The sequence below is a fragment of the Hyella patelloides LEGE 07179 genome (genome assembly GCF_900659865.1).
In the GTDB taxonomy this organism is placed as follows: Bacteria; Cyanobacteriota; Cyanobacteriia; order Cyanobacteriales; family Xenococcaceae; genus Hyella; species Hyella patelloides.
The window spans coordinates 1-16,916 of record NZ_LR213921.1; the positions used below are offsets into that span (position 1 = coordinate 1).

At 39.5% G+C, this 16,916-nt stretch carries 20 protein-coding genes and 1 pseudogene; 4 read left to right on the top strand and 17 right to left on the bottom strand.

Going from position 1 to position 16,916, the window contains the following annotated elements:
- Positions 1–631 precede the first annotated feature (631 nt).
- The 11 genes and pseudogenes from H1P_RS21000 to H1P_RS21050 form a co-directional block, all read right to left on the bottom strand.
- Positions 632–871, bottom strand: a complete 240-nt coding sequence (locus H1P_RS21000; protein ID WP_144871016.1) for a hypothetical protein — start codon at positions 869–871, stop codon at positions 632–634.
- A gap of 304 nt (positions 872–1,175) precedes the next feature.
- Positions 1,176–1,430, bottom strand: coding sequence for a winged helix-turn-helix transcriptional regulator (locus tag H1P_RS21005; RefSeq protein ID WP_144871018.1), 255 nt, complete (start codon positions 1,428–1,430; stop codon positions 1,176–1,178).
- Positions 1,431–1,783: 353 nt separating this feature from the next.
- The gene (locus H1P_RS21010) at positions 1,784–2,071 is read right to left on the bottom strand and encodes a hypothetical protein (RefSeq protein ID WP_144871020.1); all 288 of its coding nucleotides are present in this window, start codon (positions 2,069–2,071) and stop codon (positions 1,784–1,786) included.
- Positions 2,065–2,703 carry a ParA family partition ATPase gene (gene parA / locus H1P_RS21015; protein ID WP_144871022.1) on the bottom strand — a complete coding sequence of 213 codons (639 nt, stop codon included), beginning with the start codon at positions 2,701–2,703 and terminating at the stop codon, positions 2,065–2,067. The genes H1P_RS21010 and parA overlap by 7 nt, the downstream gene beginning before the upstream one ends.
- Positions 2,704–2,933: 230 nt before the next feature.
- The gene (locus H1P_RS21020; protein WP_144871024.1) at positions 2,934–3,362 is read right to left on the bottom strand and encodes a type II toxin-antitoxin system VapC family toxin; all 429 of its coding nucleotides are present in this window, start codon (positions 3,360–3,362) and stop codon (positions 2,934–2,936) included.
- A complete protein-coding gene (locus H1P_RS21025; RefSeq protein WP_144871026.1) occupies positions 3,359–3,583 on the bottom strand; it encodes a hypothetical protein in 225 nt (74 codons plus the stop codon). Before H1P_RS21025 ends, H1P_RS21020 begins: the two co-directional genes overlap by 4 nt.
- Positions 3,584–3,682: 99 nt before the next feature.
- Positions 3,683–4,471, bottom strand: a pseudogene (locus H1P_RS21030) (tyrosine-type recombinase/integrase); the annotation flags it as partial.
- A gap of 234 nt (positions 4,472–4,705) precedes the next feature.
- Positions 4,706–4,921, bottom strand: coding sequence for a type II toxin-antitoxin system RelE/ParE family toxin (locus H1P_RS21035; RefSeq protein WP_222427155.1), 216 nt, complete (start codon positions 4,919–4,921; stop codon positions 4,706–4,708).
- Positions 4,922–5,020: 99 nt separating this feature from the next.
- Positions 5,021–5,278 (bottom strand): type II toxin-antitoxin system ParD family antitoxin, encoded by a 258-nt coding sequence (locus H1P_RS21040; protein WP_144871030.1) that lies wholly within the window; start codon positions 5,276–5,278, stop codon positions 5,021–5,023.
- A gap of 94 nt (positions 5,279–5,372) precedes the next feature.
- Positions 5,373–5,828 (bottom strand): hypothetical protein, encoded by a 456-nt coding sequence (locus tag H1P_RS21045; protein ID WP_144871032.1) that lies wholly within the window; start codon positions 5,826–5,828, stop codon positions 5,373–5,375.
- Entirely contained in the window at positions 5,815–6,669 is an 855-nt protein-coding gene (locus tag H1P_RS21050) for a hypothetical protein (RefSeq protein WP_144871035.1), read from the bottom strand. The genes H1P_RS21045 and H1P_RS21050 overlap by 14 nt, the downstream gene beginning before the upstream one ends.
- Before the next feature lie 179 nt (positions 6,670–6,848).
- Between H1P_RS21050 and H1P_RS21055 the strand changes: the two genes are divergently transcribed.
- Both H1P_RS21055 and H1P_RS21060 read left to right on the top strand, forming a co-directional pair.
- Positions 6,849–7,067, top strand: coding sequence for a CopG family transcriptional regulator (locus H1P_RS21055; RefSeq protein WP_144871037.1), 219 nt, complete (start codon positions 6,849–6,851; stop codon positions 7,065–7,067).
- A 71-nt stretch (positions 7,068–7,138) separates the two neighbouring features.
- Positions 7,139–7,423: a hypothetical protein gene (locus H1P_RS21060; protein ID WP_144871039.1), complete on the top strand. Its 285-nt coding sequence runs from the start codon at positions 7,139–7,141 to the stop codon at positions 7,421–7,423.
- Positions 7,424–7,490: 67 nt separating this feature from the next.
- Here H1P_RS21060 and H1P_RS21065 read toward each other — a convergent pair whose 3' ends face one another.
- The 5 genes from H1P_RS21065 to H1P_RS21085 form a co-directional block, all read right to left on the bottom strand.
- Positions 7,491–7,688, bottom strand: coding sequence for a DUF6887 family protein (locus H1P_RS21065; protein WP_144871041.1), 198 nt, complete (start codon positions 7,686–7,688; stop codon positions 7,491–7,493).
- A complete protein-coding gene (locus H1P_RS21070; protein ID WP_144871043.1) occupies positions 7,681–7,860 on the bottom strand; it encodes a DUF6888 family protein in 180 nt (59 codons plus the stop codon). Before H1P_RS21070 ends, H1P_RS21065 begins: the two co-directional genes overlap by 8 nt.
- A 30-nt stretch (positions 7,861–7,890) precedes the next feature.
- Positions 7,891–8,727, bottom strand: coding sequence for a DUF6753 family protein (locus tag H1P_RS21075; protein ID WP_144871045.1), 837 nt, complete (start codon positions 8,725–8,727; stop codon positions 7,891–7,893).
- A gap of 112 nt (positions 8,728–8,839) precedes the next feature.
- Positions 8,840–9,640 (bottom strand): P-loop NTPase family protein, encoded by an 801-nt coding sequence (locus H1P_RS21080; RefSeq protein ID WP_222427156.1) that lies wholly within the window; start codon positions 9,638–9,640, stop codon positions 8,840–8,842.
- Between the two features lie 359 nt (positions 9,641–9,999).
- Positions 10,000–10,278 (bottom strand): hypothetical protein, encoded by a 279-nt coding sequence (locus H1P_RS21085; RefSeq protein WP_186376068.1) that lies wholly within the window; start codon positions 10,276–10,278, stop codon positions 10,000–10,002.
- 427 nt (positions 10,279–10,705) lie between these two features.
- On the opposite strand from H1P_RS21085, the gene mobV reads away from it, so the two are divergent.
- Positions 10,706–12,562: a MobV family relaxase gene (mobV, locus tag H1P_RS21090; RefSeq protein ID WP_144871047.1), complete on the top strand. Its 1,857-nt coding sequence runs from the start codon at positions 10,706–10,708 to the stop codon at positions 12,560–12,562.
- 92 nt (positions 12,563–12,654) lie between these two features.
- Here mobV and H1P_RS21095 read toward each other — a convergent pair whose 3' ends face one another.
- On the bottom strand, positions 12,655–13,245 hold the full coding sequence (locus tag H1P_RS21095; protein WP_144871049.1) for a hypothetical protein: 591 nt from the start codon (positions 13,243–13,245) through the stop codon (positions 12,655–12,657).
- Between the two features lie 816 nt (positions 13,246–14,061).
- Here H1P_RS21095 and H1P_RS21100 point away from each other — a divergent pair.
- On the top strand, positions 14,062–16,916 hold a 2,855-nt coding region (locus H1P_RS21100), incomplete at its 3' end, for a Calx-beta domain-containing protein (protein WP_281291209.1).

The following is a 16,916-nucleotide window of genomic DNA, read 5'->3' on the forward strand; positions in this document are numbered from 1 at the left end:
TATTGAAATTTTGTTAAAAACCAATGCAAAAATGACATAAATTTAGCTGATTTTTACCTCAAAAGTTCTGACACTACCTCTTAAGAGAACTTTTGAACTAGGTATTTTAGCGATCGCATTAAGAGGACTTCGATCCTTGAAAGCTAATTATAGCAATAGTTTCAAAACCACTTGACACTTATGGTAGCTTCCTTGGCGATCCGATAGTAAACGAGCAGAAAACAACGCCCGACGTATAATTCGATGAAGTAAAATCCTAAAACCTTTGCCCTATAATACTTTCAAGATTTTTAAACAAGTACTCCATTGAGTAATTTCAAAACAACGACAAAACGCGCTGTAATTATACGACGAGTTTTTTGGAAGATAATTAATGCATATGGAGCGAATTATACGCTCAGTAGCTCAAACTAGACGTACAAGTTCCATTCTACGCGCAGCGCACGAGAAAAATTCTGGCTGAATAATTCTAATTATACGCTGAGCGTTGTTTTCTGTTCCGTTGCTATCGGATCGCCTCCTTAGCTTTACCCCAAGTTTGATAGTACTAATTAACTATTAGACTTGAGAAAAAAATTCCATCTACCCAGTATCTACCTCTCATCCCAAACAAACCTAAAATACATCCCGATTAATTTTGTCTCAATTTCTTCAATTCTTGTTCTAGCTGATGAACCCGACTTTCGAGATTGCCAATCAACTTGAGCATTTTGACACTATCAATGGGAGCTTGCCATCCTAAAGCCGATTTAGCAGCAGCCAGCATAAAGGCATTAATTGACGTGCCAAGCTCGGCTGCTTTGTTTTTCACAGCTTCATGTAGCTCTGGCTCATTGTCAAATCTCAGATTGATTTGCAATCTTTTGGACAAAATTTGTTTCCTCTGGAAAGCGACAAGTTGACAGTCACGAGAATTAGCTGTGAAGAGTGATTGTTCAAGTTAAATTGAGCTAATAAGTTAAATTCAGTCATTCTTTGTTCAAAGTATTTCCCTTCATTTGGGAGTAATGTGTGAAGCCTTGGGCGGTCGCGAAATCACGGAGCGTAGCGCAGTGGTGGAGCGGGCAAGGAAGGATTTTTAGTTGAGAATTTTTCCTGGCCCTAAGTTTACCACTAATTTTAGTGTTCAGTAACCGTGCATTGGTAGGTATTGGTATAAGTAATTATACCTGGTTTTACTCCTCAATGAGAAACCGATAACCAACTAATTTTCCTGCTGTATATTTCTTCTTGATAATGCCATTTTCCACCAGTTTCTTAATGGAACTAGAAACATGAGGGCTTTCCATACCTAGTTTTCGAGCTATTGCAGCTTGTGATATTTCTGCGGTCGCTCCTTGAATATTTGCCAGGAGCATCAATAATACTCTTAAATCGAGCCATTTTAAGTCTTTATTTGAGGCAATATTTTCCAACCAATCTTTATACATGACAATGACTTAGTTATATCACTGTATAGAGTATATACATGGTGATGTATGTTTATTAGTTAATACAAAGTTAAATTTTACCCCTTCATAACAGTATTTTTTGTCCCTACCAAGGGGTTTGGGGGCTGGTAACTTAAAGTGTTGATTTATATAGTTTTCGGGTCACAGATATTATTAAAATATTTAGAAAACCCAAGGGTTTTGCTATTGGTATCACGCTTGGTATGAAGGTTGATACCAACTTGGTAGCCCAAGGGGAGGTTAATTTAACAGTAGCACTGGCTCTAATGTGGATAATTCCATTTCCTGCTATCAAGTAATTCAGTAATCACGTAATTACTTGACCAAGTAAATCAGTAATCACGTGATTTCATCCACTCCTCTACAGCTTCTCTCAAAATACTATTCATCGGGCGAGATGTATCAAATGATGCCCACTTAAGACGTTTATATTGGGAACTATCCATATCAAAACTGATGCGATGGGGGTAGGTTTTCTCCTGAATTTTCTCATCATCAGCAACAGAATCAGAAGAGGATAATTTAATTTCAGGGTCTAAACCCCCATCACTCACCCAACTATCGGGATTTGATTGTGCTTGAGGTAATTTCGCAATCTTACGTCTTTTTTTCTCTACCATTTTTGCAACCCCATCATTTTGATAACTTCTTGACTAAGCTGTTTAATTTCAGTTGATGCGACCTTACCAGGGGCTAGTTCCATAACTGAATAACCCGCAGATGATTCGGAAAAGATGACTCTCTGTCCAATAGTTGTTTTTAATAGTGGAAACTCATAATCAGATAGTGCTTCAGATACTTCACGACTAATAGCAGTGTTAGTAATTTTTCGATTAATAACGAATGCTGCAATTATCTCAGGTTTAAATCCTTGAGCCTCTTCAATTAGTTTGACGGTTTCCGATGCTGCCCAAATATCATAGGAAGATGGTTGCACGGGAATTAGTACGAGGTCGGCTGCTAAGATTGCGGTTCGAGCTAGAGCCGAAACCCTTGGTGGTGTGTCGATAACGCAATGGTCGTAATTTTCTAGTAGTTCTGGTAAGTCTCTATGTAAGGTATTCCTCGCCATGCCAATCACGGGAAAAGGTGGTTTATCCTCACGAGAAGCTGCCCAACCCTGAGAACTGCCTTGTGGGTCAGCATCGATTAAGATGACTTTCTTTTTTGACAAGGAGATCGCGTGAGCTAAATGGACTGCTAGCGTAGTTTTACCAGAACCCCCTTTGAGGGAAGATAAACAGATAATCATAATGTCAATGACTACGTAATCACGTAGTCAAGTAGGCAAGTGAATACTTAAACAAGTGAATTAATAATTACGTAATCACGTAAGCCAGTGAATACGTATTCAAGTGAACAAGTTAATACTTAAACAAGTAAACAAGTGAATGTTATCCCCAAAAACTGAATATGGCAATGCTCTAGACTCAACGTTCGAGACTACTTTTAAGCAAATTACGTATTCACGTATCTACTTAATCACTTGTTCACTTGAAACCAATTCTCGATCTGTAGTCCCTGAAAATCCTGAAAATCTGAGACATTATTAGTTACTAAAATAAGCTGATTAGTATAAGCAATGGCAGCAATTTGACCATCTACAAAAGCTGGAGTTTTACCCATACTTACTAATTTCGCTCTAAGGGATGCGTGCCATTGTGCTGATTTTAAATCGTAATCAAATAAAGGAACATTGGGCAAAATGACATTCTCAATATAGGCTTGTAAAGTTGACCGTTTTTTTGATACGGTCAGACGATAACAACCAAACAATAATTCATGAACTACTAAGGTGGCTGTCCCCAATTCCTGTTGATGTATTTGTAACTTTTGTAAAACATTAGGATTGGGTTTCGGACGAATAGCCTCTGACAATATATTAGTATCTAGTAAATATTTAATAGTCATAAATCGACATTTCTACCATTCGTTTGATCTCGCAAATTGGTAAATATTTCTTCTTCAAAATTTACATCGTTAAACTCTTGAGAATTCCTAAAGGTTTCTAAGCTAGTCCAAAAATTATTGACTGAAAGAATATCAATTAAAATTTCTTCTCCATCAGGAATATTAATTTCTTCTAACAATTCAATAGTTTTACCTTTCTTGATTCCTTTGACTAATGACATGATGATTCTTTTTAAAGTTTTAAGTTAATTTACTGGCTTTACCAATCATATTAAAAATTCCCATTACAAATAATCCCCAGAGCTTTCACTAGGTCGAATATGTAAATACTTGCTCGTCGTATCTAATGAAGCATGACCTAATGTTGCCTGAACTAACCTTAATGGCGCACCCCGTTCTAAAGCATGAGTCGCATGAGCGTGCCTTAACCAGTGGGGAGAAACTTTTTCGGCTTGTGGTAATTGAGCCTTGCCAGCAGCCCGTTTCACAATCCTGTGTATGTGGGCAGGGGCTAAAGCATTACCTTTTTCACTGGTAAAGATCGGTGCAGTCCCCAATGCGGACTCTCTAAACTTTTCTAATTCAATAGCTAACTCAGGTTTAAGGGTGATATAACGAGTCTTACCCCTTTTACCATATACCGTAAGCTGAACCGTCTTGATTTCGGGTCTAGGGGTAATATCTTTCCACGAGAGTCCACATAATTCACTCACCCTTACTCCAGTCTGATAAAGAGTTTTTAAGATTAGATGATTCCTTCTGTCTTTTTCATTCTCAATCAAAGCTTTTACTTCCTCAACAGTAAGAATGCGTTCGACTAGAGTTTCTTTGGGAACGGCTACCTTAAACTGTCGCGGAAGAGGACTAGATTTGATTGGCGCACCATCCAATGTCACCACGTAATTAAAAAAAGCCTTCAAAATAGCTAAATGCTTTTGCTTCGTAGTGTCAGCACAATCTAAACTATCTAACCAATTTCGGACGTGCTGGGACTTAATTCTAGCTAGAGGGAGCTTGACAGCCGAACCAAACTGATTGATCGTATTTTCATAGCTCTGGCGCGTATATCCGTGATGCAGAGCCAACCACTCCTCTACTAATTCCTTCATTAGACTCAAAAAAGGCTGTTAAGAGTAGAACACTACTATTATACAGTCGAAGGATAACAAACCCCGATCCTCTCGTAAGAGACAAGCAGCGATTAAGCAAAACTTATCTTTGTTTGGCAAGATAAGTGAGTATAAATGCTTAATAAATAAGATTTGTTTATATTAAAGAAGACGATTAGGCTCTGATTCTAGATTTAACTTTACGCCAGATCACAAAAAACGGCATTACTTCCTTTATTCTTTTGCCAAAATATTTGGTAAATCGCGACTGGCGTGAATAATCCTAATTACAGTTAGTAGTTCTTCATCCGTTAAGTAAAATATCAAATATTTGGCAAAGCCTTTTACCGCCCATTTACGCAATCCGACTAACCGAGGATTATCAATCTCAAACAGACTGCCCTTACCTGGACTTGCTGCTAAATTAGCAATGGGCAAGTCTGGTAGCATCAAAAAAACGTAGAGCAGCTTCGTTATTATTTCGAGCAATATACTCGAACAATCGATCTATATCCTGACTGGCTAGTGATGTAATTAGAATCCGTCTGGTCATGATTGGGACTGATTTAACCGTTCCATTAATTCTGTCCGTTTTTGCGACCACCAATCATCGGTTATTTCCACGGGTTCGCCACTGTTCAAGCCTTCTAGTAAGAGTTTTTCAATTTGTTTTTTTTCGGCTTTTTCTTGGTCAATACGAATTAAATGACGGATATATTCGCTAGCGGTACTGTAACCACCACTATCGATTTGTTGGTCGATAAATTCCCGCATTGATTCGGGAAGGGAAATGTTGAGTGTCGTCATGTCTTTTTGAAATTAAATTATCCTCATCTTTGAAGTTTGACATTCTTTGCCAATATTTGCCAACGCCAGTTATTTTTTATTGATAGGGGTCAAGCTACTGATTAATCACCTCCTCATGCTTTCTTCTCACCTCCATCTCCTCAGTAGGAGTTCGCCGACGCAACCTAATACTTTTCCTCTGAGCCAACTCATCAACCAGTCCATTTGCCCTCTTTCTTAATTCATGCTGTTTTTCCGCAGTCCGCGCCCATTCTTCCCGTTCCATACAGTCCAGATGGTCGCAAATCTCTGGGGTTAAACGTCGATCTAAACTGCCACTAGCTCTTAATGTCTCCCCAATCTCGGCTTGACATCTTGTAGCTCGGCATTCAACTATTTTATGTTGACCCCCTACGTAACCTTCAATTACATAAGCTGCTAATCTGTCCAATACAAAACCCGTATCGTGGCAGCAGAAACAACACCAATTGGGCTGCCAGATTTGTTTTTCATAATTAGGTTCGCATTCGCGACGCAGAGTCAGGGGTTGTAACTTTTTAAAGTTTTTCAATTGTTACCCCCTCTGGAACTTTGACAATCTCGTTATCAATTGCCCAACGAGCAAAAGCCCTTCTTTCTTCCTCAGTACCACCATTTTTGAGCAAAGTGATGAAATAGGGGGCATCATACTGACACTCTAATCGGCGTTTCCATTTGTTAAATCGGGGGTGATTCTGCCAATCATCATGTGATATATTACCATTCTCATATACTACATCGGGGAACTTTTTACACCATAAACTGCGTAACTCCGACCAATTGTGTTGAATCCATCTTTTGATTAATATAGGGGGCTTGGGTAATTGGTTAGCTTGAGAGGTGCAAAAAGCTAAAAATTTCTCTCTCTGGCTTTGAGAAAGAGATGAAATGAAATTTGAATAAGAATTTGAAGAAGAATCTGGTGAATCGCTCTGTACAGTAGTTTGACGTGGTTTAGGAGGTGCTCCAGTTGCAGTTTCTACAACTGGAGTTGCAGTTGGCGCGACTGGATTTGTAGTTTCTACAACTGGAGTTGCAGTTGGCGCGACTGGATTTGTAGTTTCTACAACTGGTTCATTTACTGGATTTTTTTCATCAGATGAAGTATTTGGCTCTTCAAACTCACCCACTAGAGCAGTAGTTCGATGGAGTTTTAAATTGGGAAAGTGTTGCTTGATTAGTTTCAGACCGCGATAAAACTGATATGAGCTTAAACATAGTTCGTCGCAGATTGCTTGCTGGTTAATGTATATCTTCCAACCAGGAGCAAATTTAATTTTGAAATAGTTGAATAACAGTCCAGCAGAACTAAGAAATCCTGCTTGGTATTGAGTTAATGCATCTTTGAGTGTTAGCTGGTAATATTGAGTCATAACATTCTAAATGTGAAATTTCTAAAAGCGATCGCTTTGGTTGGTCGCCTTTGAGCGGTCGCTACTACTTCTGCATAAGATGTTATATTAGCGAGGTACTTCACTGATATGCAACCTTAATTTACATTTATTAATGTGGTACTAAGCTATAATTAGAACTATTAAGTTAGATATGTAAGATGGGAAGACCAGGCGGGAATCCAGATTTTGGAACTAAATATCGATTTGATTACGGTAGAGACGAGCCACTATCGGAACAGGTTAAGGTGTTGATGCACCCAAACATGAAGCATCAACTCAAAAATCTGGCTAGCGAGAATAAATGTACCGTACCAGATGTGATCCGAGAGGCTATTGATCGGTATTTAGCCAGTTTGCAAACTGAAAATGCGAGTTAAAAAAAACTTATTTTTCCCTATTCTTACTTTCGTAATCTGCCTCTCAATTTCTTATCTGCACTAAAAAGGGAATGACTACTAACGCCTCAAAGACGCAATGGCAATACTTAGAACAACGTTCCTCATCATGGCGCAAACAGCTTCACTTTAAAGGAAGAAGACTTAGACCCTTTACGGTTTGGAGTACGATGCAGGTAGAAGAAATGACCCTATCTGAAGCAGCTTATAATTGGGATTTGTCTTTGGATGAGGTCGCTGAAGCAATAGCTTACTGTCAAGCTAATCAAGACGTGCTAAAGCAAGATGCAGAAGCAGAACGCCGTTATTTAGAAGAAAGAGGAATTGAATTATTATAGTTAAATGATTATTTTATGGTCTTTTCTTCAAGAGGTTTAGACATAAATAAAATCTCCCTCTTATTAATTATTTTTGGGTTCTTTGAGCGATTAAATCTTCAATAATTTGTTTTTCCTCTTCTGGGGTAGCATTTGCTGGCACTTTCTTCCAGTCGAGACGAGAACTATATTCCATAAAGGCTAATTCACCCGTTTCATCATCAAAATGATCGTTCATATATTGTCTTAGTTCTTTGTTGGTCATTTCCTTAAATGATTTAGACATAAATAAACTCTCCATTCTCGTGGATTCTAATAGTAATTTCTTGGTTGTAGCCAGCTTCAATATATATAATTTTAGCTACTCGATAGTATCTAAATATCGTGATAGGTAACAAACTTCTTGTGATGTACTGACAAAGAATTGCTGCTTTGATTGCTTGTTGTGCTGTTGGCATCTATTTCCTGATTATTTTACCCAAACAAATTTACTCTCTTTGCTCAGGGGGAACAATCCAGAAGGTGCATTTGGGGTTATTATCCTCGCGACATTTGATAAGGCGGTCTATATTCCAACTCATAATTTCGCGCCCTAAAACTTCAACAGTTCCATTGTACTTAAGATAGTTCATTCGCCAACCCACACCGAAACCAATTACCCCCACCACAGCCAAAGCCCATAAAGGAGAAAACCAATCAGCTAACTTCATCCAAACCGTATCTTGTTGAATTTTTTTAATAGTTGCTCCAGAATGATTAATTTCTCTAACTACCTGTTTTAGTTCTTTAATATTTTGTCCAGTTTCGCCACATAAAGCCTTTAAAAATGCCTCATTCTTTTTTCTATCAGCTTCGACACCAGCGCGGAGTTCAACAATCTCTTCTAAAAGATGAGATGTTTCATGACTTGCTAACTTTGCGCTCGCTAGAGTCTCACTATTAGCGGATGCTATAGCAGATGTAGCAGCCATACCTGCTTCTTTAATATCTTCAACACACTGATTGCTAACCTGCTCTATATTTTTAGCAAAGGTCTGAGCCTGTTGTTGTTGGGTTTCTTTAACTCGTAAAATAGCAGCCGTTATTTCCTCTAAACTATCAGCACTCTTCTGCTTCCATTCAGCTAACAACTTAGATAACTCCACTGGTGCAGCTTCTAAAAACACCCGCATCTGTCCCGTCAGAGCCAAGATTAAAAACATCGGGTCATTGGCATCCAGACCACTGACATTGATAATCTCATAAACCTTAGCCTTCACTTCAGGAGATTCCGAAGATAAACAAGTATCTAAAACCGCTTTGGTTTTTCCATTTAGTGTAGTCATACGAAATCCTTAATTCATATTTTGTACCTAGGTTAAAAGTTTGATTATTTTCTGCTTCTTTCTTCATATAGGTTTGTATACCGAGAGAACGCGAAGTGTGTTTTTCTTTTACCTATACGCCCTGGTTTTTAGTTCTTCTCGCTTTGACCTTTTTTGGTGCGCTATCAGATGTACCTGTCGTTGATGCGGTTTTTGATTTGATTTCTGGCTCGATTGATTCATCCTGCCACATCCCAGTACTGTCAAAAGCACTGTAAGCACACTTCAAGAAATTAACCACCCGTTGTCTTCCCAAGACCCCAAAATCTCGATACTCTCTCGCTTCATCAAACTGCAATCGGTGTTGATTGATTAAATATCTCTCCTTATAACCGAGCTTGGGAAAATCTATAACCTTCACCCGATACTTCTTAATTAACTCCTGTACCGATTCATCCTCATCAATCGGCGACCACTCATCACAAAGACCCAAATTTCGCACCAAAATATGAGTCATTCTCTTCTCGTAGCAATCTACTGAAGCCAGAAACAACCTGATACTGTCATACTCACCATTGCAGACAAACCACTTACAAAAACTCACCCCATATTCCTGACCCAGAGTGAGTAACTGATTCTTCTCAATCCAACTCTTCATAGCGCGATGAACTTGAGAAGGAAGAGAAACAATTACATTTTTTTCCATTCCCATCTCAAAGATACGGTCAGCCTTATCAGCCTGTTTCTCATCTTCAGTAAAAACAGCATACTGACAGATATCCTCATATACCCCCGCCACATCGGGATTAGAGCGATCTGTTTCTACCGCCACAAAAGGAAAGGAACGATCTAATCCATACTGAATCATCGTGCGAGCCACAAAAGATTTACCCACCCCACCCTTCTCACCATCGATCAAATGAATCGTTGCCAAAGTTTTCACCTCCCGTATCTTGATTGAGTATTGTTAGTATTGATTAAAATCAGATGATAAATCTCGATTTGAATTTGATAATTCTTTTGGTTTAGCCTTGGTTGACTTTCTCGTTCTTGATTGAGAAGTACTCTTATCTTTTTTACTACTATCTTGAGATGAATCTATTTCAGAAGAGGATACAGTATCATCTGTAGAATCTCTTTCTAATTCTTCCTCAAATAAGTTGGCATCTTTTGATAAATCTTTATCCGAGCTAACCCTAGATAGATTGGGATTTTTTAGTTCTCAGATGAAGGAGCTAACTAGATTATTAAACTGATTTTGTATAATTATTTTTCATGACTCTTACCGACCTACTATTTTTTTCTTCGAGACTCAGATTCTTTATTAATATCCATCAAATACTGTTTGAGAGTTGAAGCCGAAATCAGGATTTCCTGTTCTTCTAAAATCGACGACAAATCCTGATAACTATAGCCCTTCTTCAAAGCACTCTTAAGCTTATCTCTCAAGAAATAAATACTTTCTCGTAAAGTCAGTTCCGATTTAGGTTTCTCCTTTAACTGACCCAACTTATCTAGAGTAGTTTTCAGTTTATCGACATGAATCTTTTGATTGGGTTTGGTCTTGACCATTAGCTATCTTGCCTTAACCAAGAAAAAATGTATAAGCTGCAATAGTTTCATGCTAGCTCGCCCAATCATGACTCCCCAAAGTTGTTAAAATAATCAACTTAACTTATTCATTCTTAACCAAACGGAAATCTGTCTTCTTTTTCCCAGTAGTTCTGTTAGAAATTGAAGGGAGGAGGTGTAAAATGATGGTACTCACTACACAATTTTTGCCTTGGGGCATCGCTGCGCTAAAATTGTGAGTGAGCCAAAGGGGACACCCCTTTGGAATCCCCAGATTAATTGGTGAGGGGTTTTGATGGAACTGTTTTAGTTGACACGGAGACAGTGAGACGCGGAGAGGGGAGACATAGAAAGGCAGAGATTTTTGTTCTAATCACTTACTTATAAAGCACTACCCAACAGAAAAAGAACTACTGGGAAAAGAAAGATGCCTCATGCTATTGCTAGAATCTCCAAACTCAAAAGCGGAAATATTGCCTCAAATGAACAGCATACCAAAAGAGTCCGTGAAGTTCCAAACGCCGACCCAGAAATTAACAACATTCGTATAGTAGGTCAACCAGAAACCAAGGATAGCCCCAATCTGGAAACTTTAGTCAGACAACGCATAGGAGATCAGACAATTCGTAAGAATGCGGTGTTATGCGTGGAGATGCTTTTAACTGCCAGTCCCGAATATTTCCGACCCGATGAACCGAGTAAGGCGGGATACTATCAACCACAGCGTTTAGAAGATTTTAAAGAAGCAGTCCATCAATGGCTCGATAACCAATATGGCGACCGCATCATTAGAGCGGAGTTACATAAGGATGAAGCTACACCCCACATTCATGCTTATCTAGTTCCTCTAGATGAGAGGGGAAAACTTAACTGTCGGGGTTTATTTGGCGGTCGGGAAAAACTAAGCAAGTTTCAAGATAGTTACGCCGAAGCTCTCGCTCCTTTGGGATTGTCAAGAGGAATTAAAGGCAGCAGAGCCAAACATACTTCGGTCAAACAATATTATGCTGCGGTAAATAAAAAACCAGATTTGACTCTGGATAAGGAAACGATTCAACATCAACTAGCAGACAGACAAAGAGCAATTAAAGAAACGAAAGTTCTTAAAATTACTGCTCAATCCTTAGCTAGAGATAAGGAAGTTTTACAACAGCGTCTTAGAGATTTAGAAACTCAAATACATCAACAAAATAAGGAACTAGAAAACTGGAAAACTAAGTATACGGAGCTTGCTAAGAAAGTAAGAGATTTTCCCTTAGAAAAAGTAGCTTACGAACTGGGTTTAGACCCCGACCCTTTTGATAAACATAAATGGCATTCCGAAGGTCATATTATTAACATCACTGGCAGTAAGTTTTATGACTGGAAAGCACTTTCTGGAGGAGGTGGGGCAATCGACTTAGTAATGCACATATCAGACTTAGTAATGCACATATCAGAGTGTAATTTTAAGCAAGCAGTAACTTGGCTAAATGACCGTTTTGGGGAGGGAGCGACTATTGATGCAGTTAGTTATAAAGCCAGAGAAATTATTCAAGAAAAACCAGTACTTGAATTTACTCCCCCAGTACCAGAAGAGAGTTTATGGCAGGGAGTAAAAAAGTATTTAACTCGCACTCGAAAGTTACCTAGTGGTTTGGTTGATAGTCTCCACGAGCAGGGGTTAATTTATGCTGATAGCAAACAAAATGCAGTGTTTATTCGTCGCTCGATTTATTCAAATAACATGACACAAAATTCCCCGCGTCCCCGCGTCTCCCCATCTCCGCGTCAACCTTCACCAGCCAATTTAAACGAAAACAAAATAACAGGTGCGACATTAAGAGGGACGGCAGGAGATGACAATACTTTTAAAGGATTGGCTAAAGGAACGAAGCGAAGTGAAGGCTGGTTTTATTTGACCCAGGGGGGACAATCGAGCGACCCTATAAAAAGAGTAGTGTTAGTAGAGTCTCCTATTGATGCTCTCTCTTTTGCAGTTTTAGACCGTAATGATAGTCGTCGGACAATATACATTTCTACCGATGGTGCGGGTTCTATTCCCCATGAATTTTTACGGCAGTACCAGGATGTGGTGGTGGCTTATGATAACGATAAAGCTGGTAATTTAATGGCAAAAAAAGTGATGTCACAGTTACCCAATGCTGTGCGTAAAATACCAAAAGCTGTTGATTGGAATTCTGAACTGGTGAATCGGTTTAATTGGTCAAAGTCGAGCCGAAATCAGGAAATTCTTAGGCAGCCTCAACAGGAGCAAAAACGAGATAGAGGATTAAGTTTGTAGTTTAGGAGTTGAGTCTAGAGCAGCCACCCTAGATTTACACCTAGATAAAGTCTAGAGCGCAATGATAATCAAAAAATGCCTTTTTATTATGATTACTTTCTGCTGTTAAAGGTTCGCATTAAAATTCCATAAGCAGCTTGGAGGTGATGCGATGAGGAACGCACTTTCTGCTGTTGGGGCAACTGATGGTAATCCCCCGAAAACCGACCCGCTTCCCAATCGAGGAAAAATGCTTTTTGTACCTTCAATGCTTGTAACATATGGGCATGATAGGACTGCAATGATTCAGGAGGTGTAACTCCTTCCCAGTAGTCAATCAAACGCTGATAGTCTCGTAGCTGCTTATCGATTGCTCCTTGACGATAATATAATTTTTGAACTGACTCTATCCGCAGTACAACTGCGAGATCTATTAGGGGGAACATCACTGAAAAATAATTCTGTTCTGCACGTCCCATGTGCGACTGTTGAAACTGATATTCCGTGCGGTCGTGGGGAATAGCTGCATAAGCTTCTGCCACAGTGAGAGTCGAGCTAAAAGTGGGAATGTTACTTGAGGATTGTTGAGCGCAAGCCGAATCAATTAGAGGTGTTCCAATCCCAAGCACTGTAGCGAACACTGCTATCATGAGTTGCTTGGGAAAACGACCGACATCATTTTGAGAGCTTTTATGAAAATACATGGTTAATGAAGAAGAGCAAATATGGATTATGCTCTCGATCTTCAAGTAAACTAGCCCTAATGTCATGAGGGGAAATCCTGATAAGCAGGGCAATTGTTAATGTTTAACAGGTGTAAATAAATATAAATCTCAAGTTAAATAATATTAAGTTGAGTGTAGTTATCGTTTTTTATTTAGGTGTTACCGAAAAGTATTTAATCCCTCTAGATTGCTACCTTCTTATCAAAGGAAAATAATTTTAGCGACTGTTTAAAAACTAGAGACACCAGATAAAACCCAGCAATCCCTAGCTCTTCATATCAGTCAAAATCATACTCTATAAAGCTAATTTAGTCTTCTTTCTCTTCCGTTAGGTATGGTTACTCATACTTAAGTAAAATTACTCTTAAATAGCTCTAATATTAATTAGTACACGATAAAAAGACAGTAAATCTGTCAATACCCGCTTCAATAAGTAAATGTTATTTTTGTTACGGTAAAGCTTAATTTAAGCTGACATTTTTACGAGATTATTTTGCTTAATCAAGATTTATTTAAGTAATTTAATTGATATTTATTTGACTGGTTATCTGTAAATTGCTCGTCAATGTTCGAGACTTAATTGTAAGTCTTACAGTTGTTTATTGCTTTTATGAAAAATAAGAGCAATCTGGCGATAGCCCTCTAATTATCGAGCAGATATTCATCGATATCGGCTCGATAAAACCTGACTGAACGACCTTAAAACTATTTTTTCTAGCAAATCTTCGAGTTTTATCTCTCGTTGGCTGCTTATTTAATTACGTTTAATTACTCTCACGCTGTTTGATAATTAAGATGCATAATTCCGATAACTTATTTGGGAATGAAAATCTCTTAGAAGATGTTTTGAAACCGACTCTAATTCCTCTATTAGAAACGGTAGACACTTCTTTGGGGATTACGAATACTGAATCTGCTTTTACCGACCCGTTTAATCGAGAGTTAGAAGAATTATCTCCCATCGAACAGTTGAAGGAGCAGCAAAAAGAGCGAGAAGAACGAGATTTTAGCAATCTCTTCTTCCAGAATCCTGTGGTCGATTACGGTAATGGTGGAGTCCGAAGAGATTCCTTTACAGGCAGCAGCGATCTTTATACCGCCACTGATAGCACCCCAACTACTCTCAATCCCTTTCAGACCACTGACTTTGCTGTAGTGGCAGAAGGTCGAGTTACCATCAACAGCCCTAGTGATTTTGACGGGGAAACCAGCAACCCGACAGATGATGCTCTGATTTATGGAGGAGAGGGTTTTCGCATCAATAGTTCCAGAGCGGTTTTACCAGTACAGTTAGATAATGCTGGTAATCTGGTGCGCGATGAAAATAACCGTTTGGTGTTGGTCGAGAATGCCGTAGCGGTTTCAATTGACTATCGAATAGCTCGTGCCAACAAGATTGCGGATGACTATAGTAATCTACTACCGCCTCAAATAGTAGAGTCTCAAACTGTGGAGCTTCCCGATTACGACACGATCTCCCAGGAGCAGTTAAACCGCTACAAGCCATCAGATTCAACGGAAATAGTTCTTAACAGAAGTCAAATCAGTAACAACCAAAGATGGCAGGATAATTTTCCCGCACCAGGCACTGCGGATAATCCTACGGTGGTCAGGATTACCAAAGGAGGAATTAATATTCCCAGGAATGTAGAGTTAAGCAACTACGTTATTACCGTCGAGCGGGGTCATATTAACTTCTATGGTGAAAGTCCTCAACTGGATAATGTCCTACTAATTGCGGAAAATGGCAATATCAATTTAGGCAGATTTACAGCCACCAATTCTACTTTCTTAGCTGCCAAAAATCTACGACTCAATGGTCAAGCCAATTTCGTGGGAGATAATGTTCTCGCCAGTGGCAACGGTGATTTGGTTTTTAATCAAGAAACAAGAACTATTGGCACAGAATCGAGAATTACAGCTATATCTTCTAAGAATTTAAACTTTAATAACAGGATTGAAGCCAAAGGACAATTTTTAGCGGGTAAAAACCTCAAGGTAAATCGAGATGCTACTTTTATCGGCTATCTGGGTGCAGTAAAAGATATTACCTTTAACGGTCGCACTAATGTGATCTCTGAAAGCGATTCTTCTTTGAGTATCGATTCGGTAACGGTCAGCGAAGGTAATGATAATAACTCTCTTGCTACTTTAACGGTGAGTTTGTCCAGTCCCAGTTTTGATGCGGTGACTGTGGATTTTGCCACCATCGATGGTACGGCTACAGCAGGTGAGGATTATCAAGCAACCAGTGGTACTTTAACTTTCGACCCTGGAGAAATCTCAAAAACCATTGAATTCGCTGTGATTGGAGATGCTATCTCTGAAAGTAATGAATTCCTGACAGTGGCGTTGAGCAATCCCAGTAGGGGGGTCATTGCAGATGGTGAAGGGGTAGTTAATATCATCGATGATGATAGCGCGCCTGAAATAACCATCGATACGGCAAGCGTTAATGAAGGAGACAGCGAAGCCACTTTTAACGTTAGTTTATCTACACCCAGTAGTTTGCCCGTTACCGTAGAATACAACACGGCAAACGTTACGGCACAAGAGGGGACAGATTATCAGGGAGTTAGTGGCGTTCTCACTTTTGAGCCCTCTGAGACTGAAAAGACTATTACAGTACCCCTATTAGAAGACAATCTCTACGAACTGACAGAGAGTTTTGTGGTGGAATTACACAACCCCAGCAATGCCACTGTAGCAGCCAGTCAAGGAGTGGCAACCATTACCGATAATGAAGCCATTCCCACGGTAGCAGTGGAGGGGGTGACCGTAACCGAAGGCGATGCAGGAACGACCGCAGCTATCTTTACAGTAACCCTAGCAGGTTCAAGCAGCTTACCCATAAGTGTCGATTACGCCACAGTAGAGGGTACTGCTACGGCAGGAGTTGATTATGGAGCGGTCAATGGCACTCTTACTTTTGCCCCTGGAGAAACCAGTAAAACGATTGCCGTTCCTATTCTGGGGGATACCCTAGATGAAATAGAAGAAGCATTTGTACTGGAGTTGAGCAATCCCAGTAATGCAGAAATAGCTACCAGTATGGCGACGGGAACGATTATCGATAACGATGTCGCATCAAAAATCAGTATTGATAGCCCTACGGTTTCTGAAGTAGAAGATAGTAGTGCGGTGGCTACTTTTACCGTTTCCCTGGATACTCCTAGCGGACAAACTATTACCGTAGATTATGGCACAGTAGATGGCACTGCCGTTGCAGGAGCAGACTATATTGCCGTTAGTGGCACAGTAACATTTAATCCTGGAGATACGGTTAAAACCATTATCGTGCCTCTATTGCAGGATGATTTGGACGAGTTGGCAGAAACTTTTACCGTCAATCTTAGCAATCCCAGCAAGGCGACTATTGAGGTCAATCCAGGTACGTCCACGATTGTAGACAATGACAATCCCCCCGAAGTCACCATTAATGATGTTACAGTTACCGAAACCGATGGGGGAACGACCAATGCTCGCTTTACTGTTAGTTTATCGAATCCCAGTGGTAAAGCAATTACAGTGGATTTTGAAACCTCTGATGGCACTGCTATTGAGGGTGAGGATTATCTAGCTACCAGTGGCACTCTAACATTCAATCCTGGAGAAACCACCAAAACTATTGAGGTGAATGTATTAGGGGA

Coding starts and splice junctions, on each gene's coding strand:
- H1P_RS21005 (WP_144871018.1), bottom strand. CDS start 1,430: ATGTATAAAGATTGGTTGGAAAATATTGCCTCAAATAAAGACTTAAAA.
- H1P_RS21010 (WP_144871020.1), bottom strand. CDS start 2,071: ATGGTAGAGAAAAAAAGACGTAAGATTGCGAAATTACCTCAAGCACAA.
- parA (WP_144871022.1), bottom strand. CDS start 2,703: ATGATTATCTGTTTATCTTCCCTCAAAGGGGGTTCTGGTAAAACTACG.
- H1P_RS21020 (WP_144871024.1), bottom strand. CDS start 3,362: ATGACTATTAAATATTTACTAGATACTAATATATTGTCAGAGGCTATT.
- H1P_RS21025 (WP_144871026.1), bottom strand. CDS start 3,583: ATGTCATTAGTCAAAGGAATCAAGAAAGGTAAAACTATTGAATTGTTA.
- H1P_RS21035 (WP_222427155.1), bottom strand. CDS start 4,921: ATGCTACCAGACTTGCCCATTGCTAATTTAGCAGCAAGTCCAGGTAAG.
- H1P_RS21040 (WP_144871030.1), bottom strand. CDS start 5,278: ATGACGACACTCAACATTTCCCTTCCCGAATCAATGCGGGAATTTATC.
- H1P_RS21050 (WP_144871035.1), bottom strand. CDS start 6,669: ATGACTCAATATTACCAGCTAACACTCAAAGATGCATTAACTCAATAC.
- H1P_RS21055 (WP_144871037.1), top strand. CDS start 6,849: ATGGGAAGACCAGGCGGGAATCCAGATTTTGGAACTAAATATCGATTT.
- H1P_RS21060 (WP_144871039.1), top strand. CDS start 7,139: ATGACTACTAACGCCTCAAAGACGCAATGGCAATACTTAGAACAACGT.
- H1P_RS21065 (WP_144871041.1), bottom strand. CDS start 7,688: ATGTCTAAATCATTTAAGGAAATGACCAACAAAGAACTAAGACAATAT.
- H1P_RS21070 (WP_144871043.1), bottom strand. CDS start 7,860: ATGCCAACAGCACAACAAGCAATCAAAGCAGCAATTCTTTGTCAGTAC.
- H1P_RS21075 (WP_144871045.1), bottom strand. CDS start 8,727: ATGACTACACTAAATGGAAAAACCAAAGCGGTTTTAGATACTTGTTTA.
- H1P_RS21085 (WP_186376068.1), bottom strand. CDS start 10,278: ATGGTCAAGACCAAACCCAATCAAAAGATTCATGTCGATAAACTGAAA.
- mobV (WP_144871047.1), top strand. CDS start 10,706: ATGCCTCATGCTATTGCTAGAATCTCCAAACTCAAAAGCGGAAATATT.
- H1P_RS21095 (WP_144871049.1), bottom strand. CDS start 13,245: ATGTATTTTCATAAAAGCTCTCAAAATGATGTCGGTCGTTTTCCCAAG.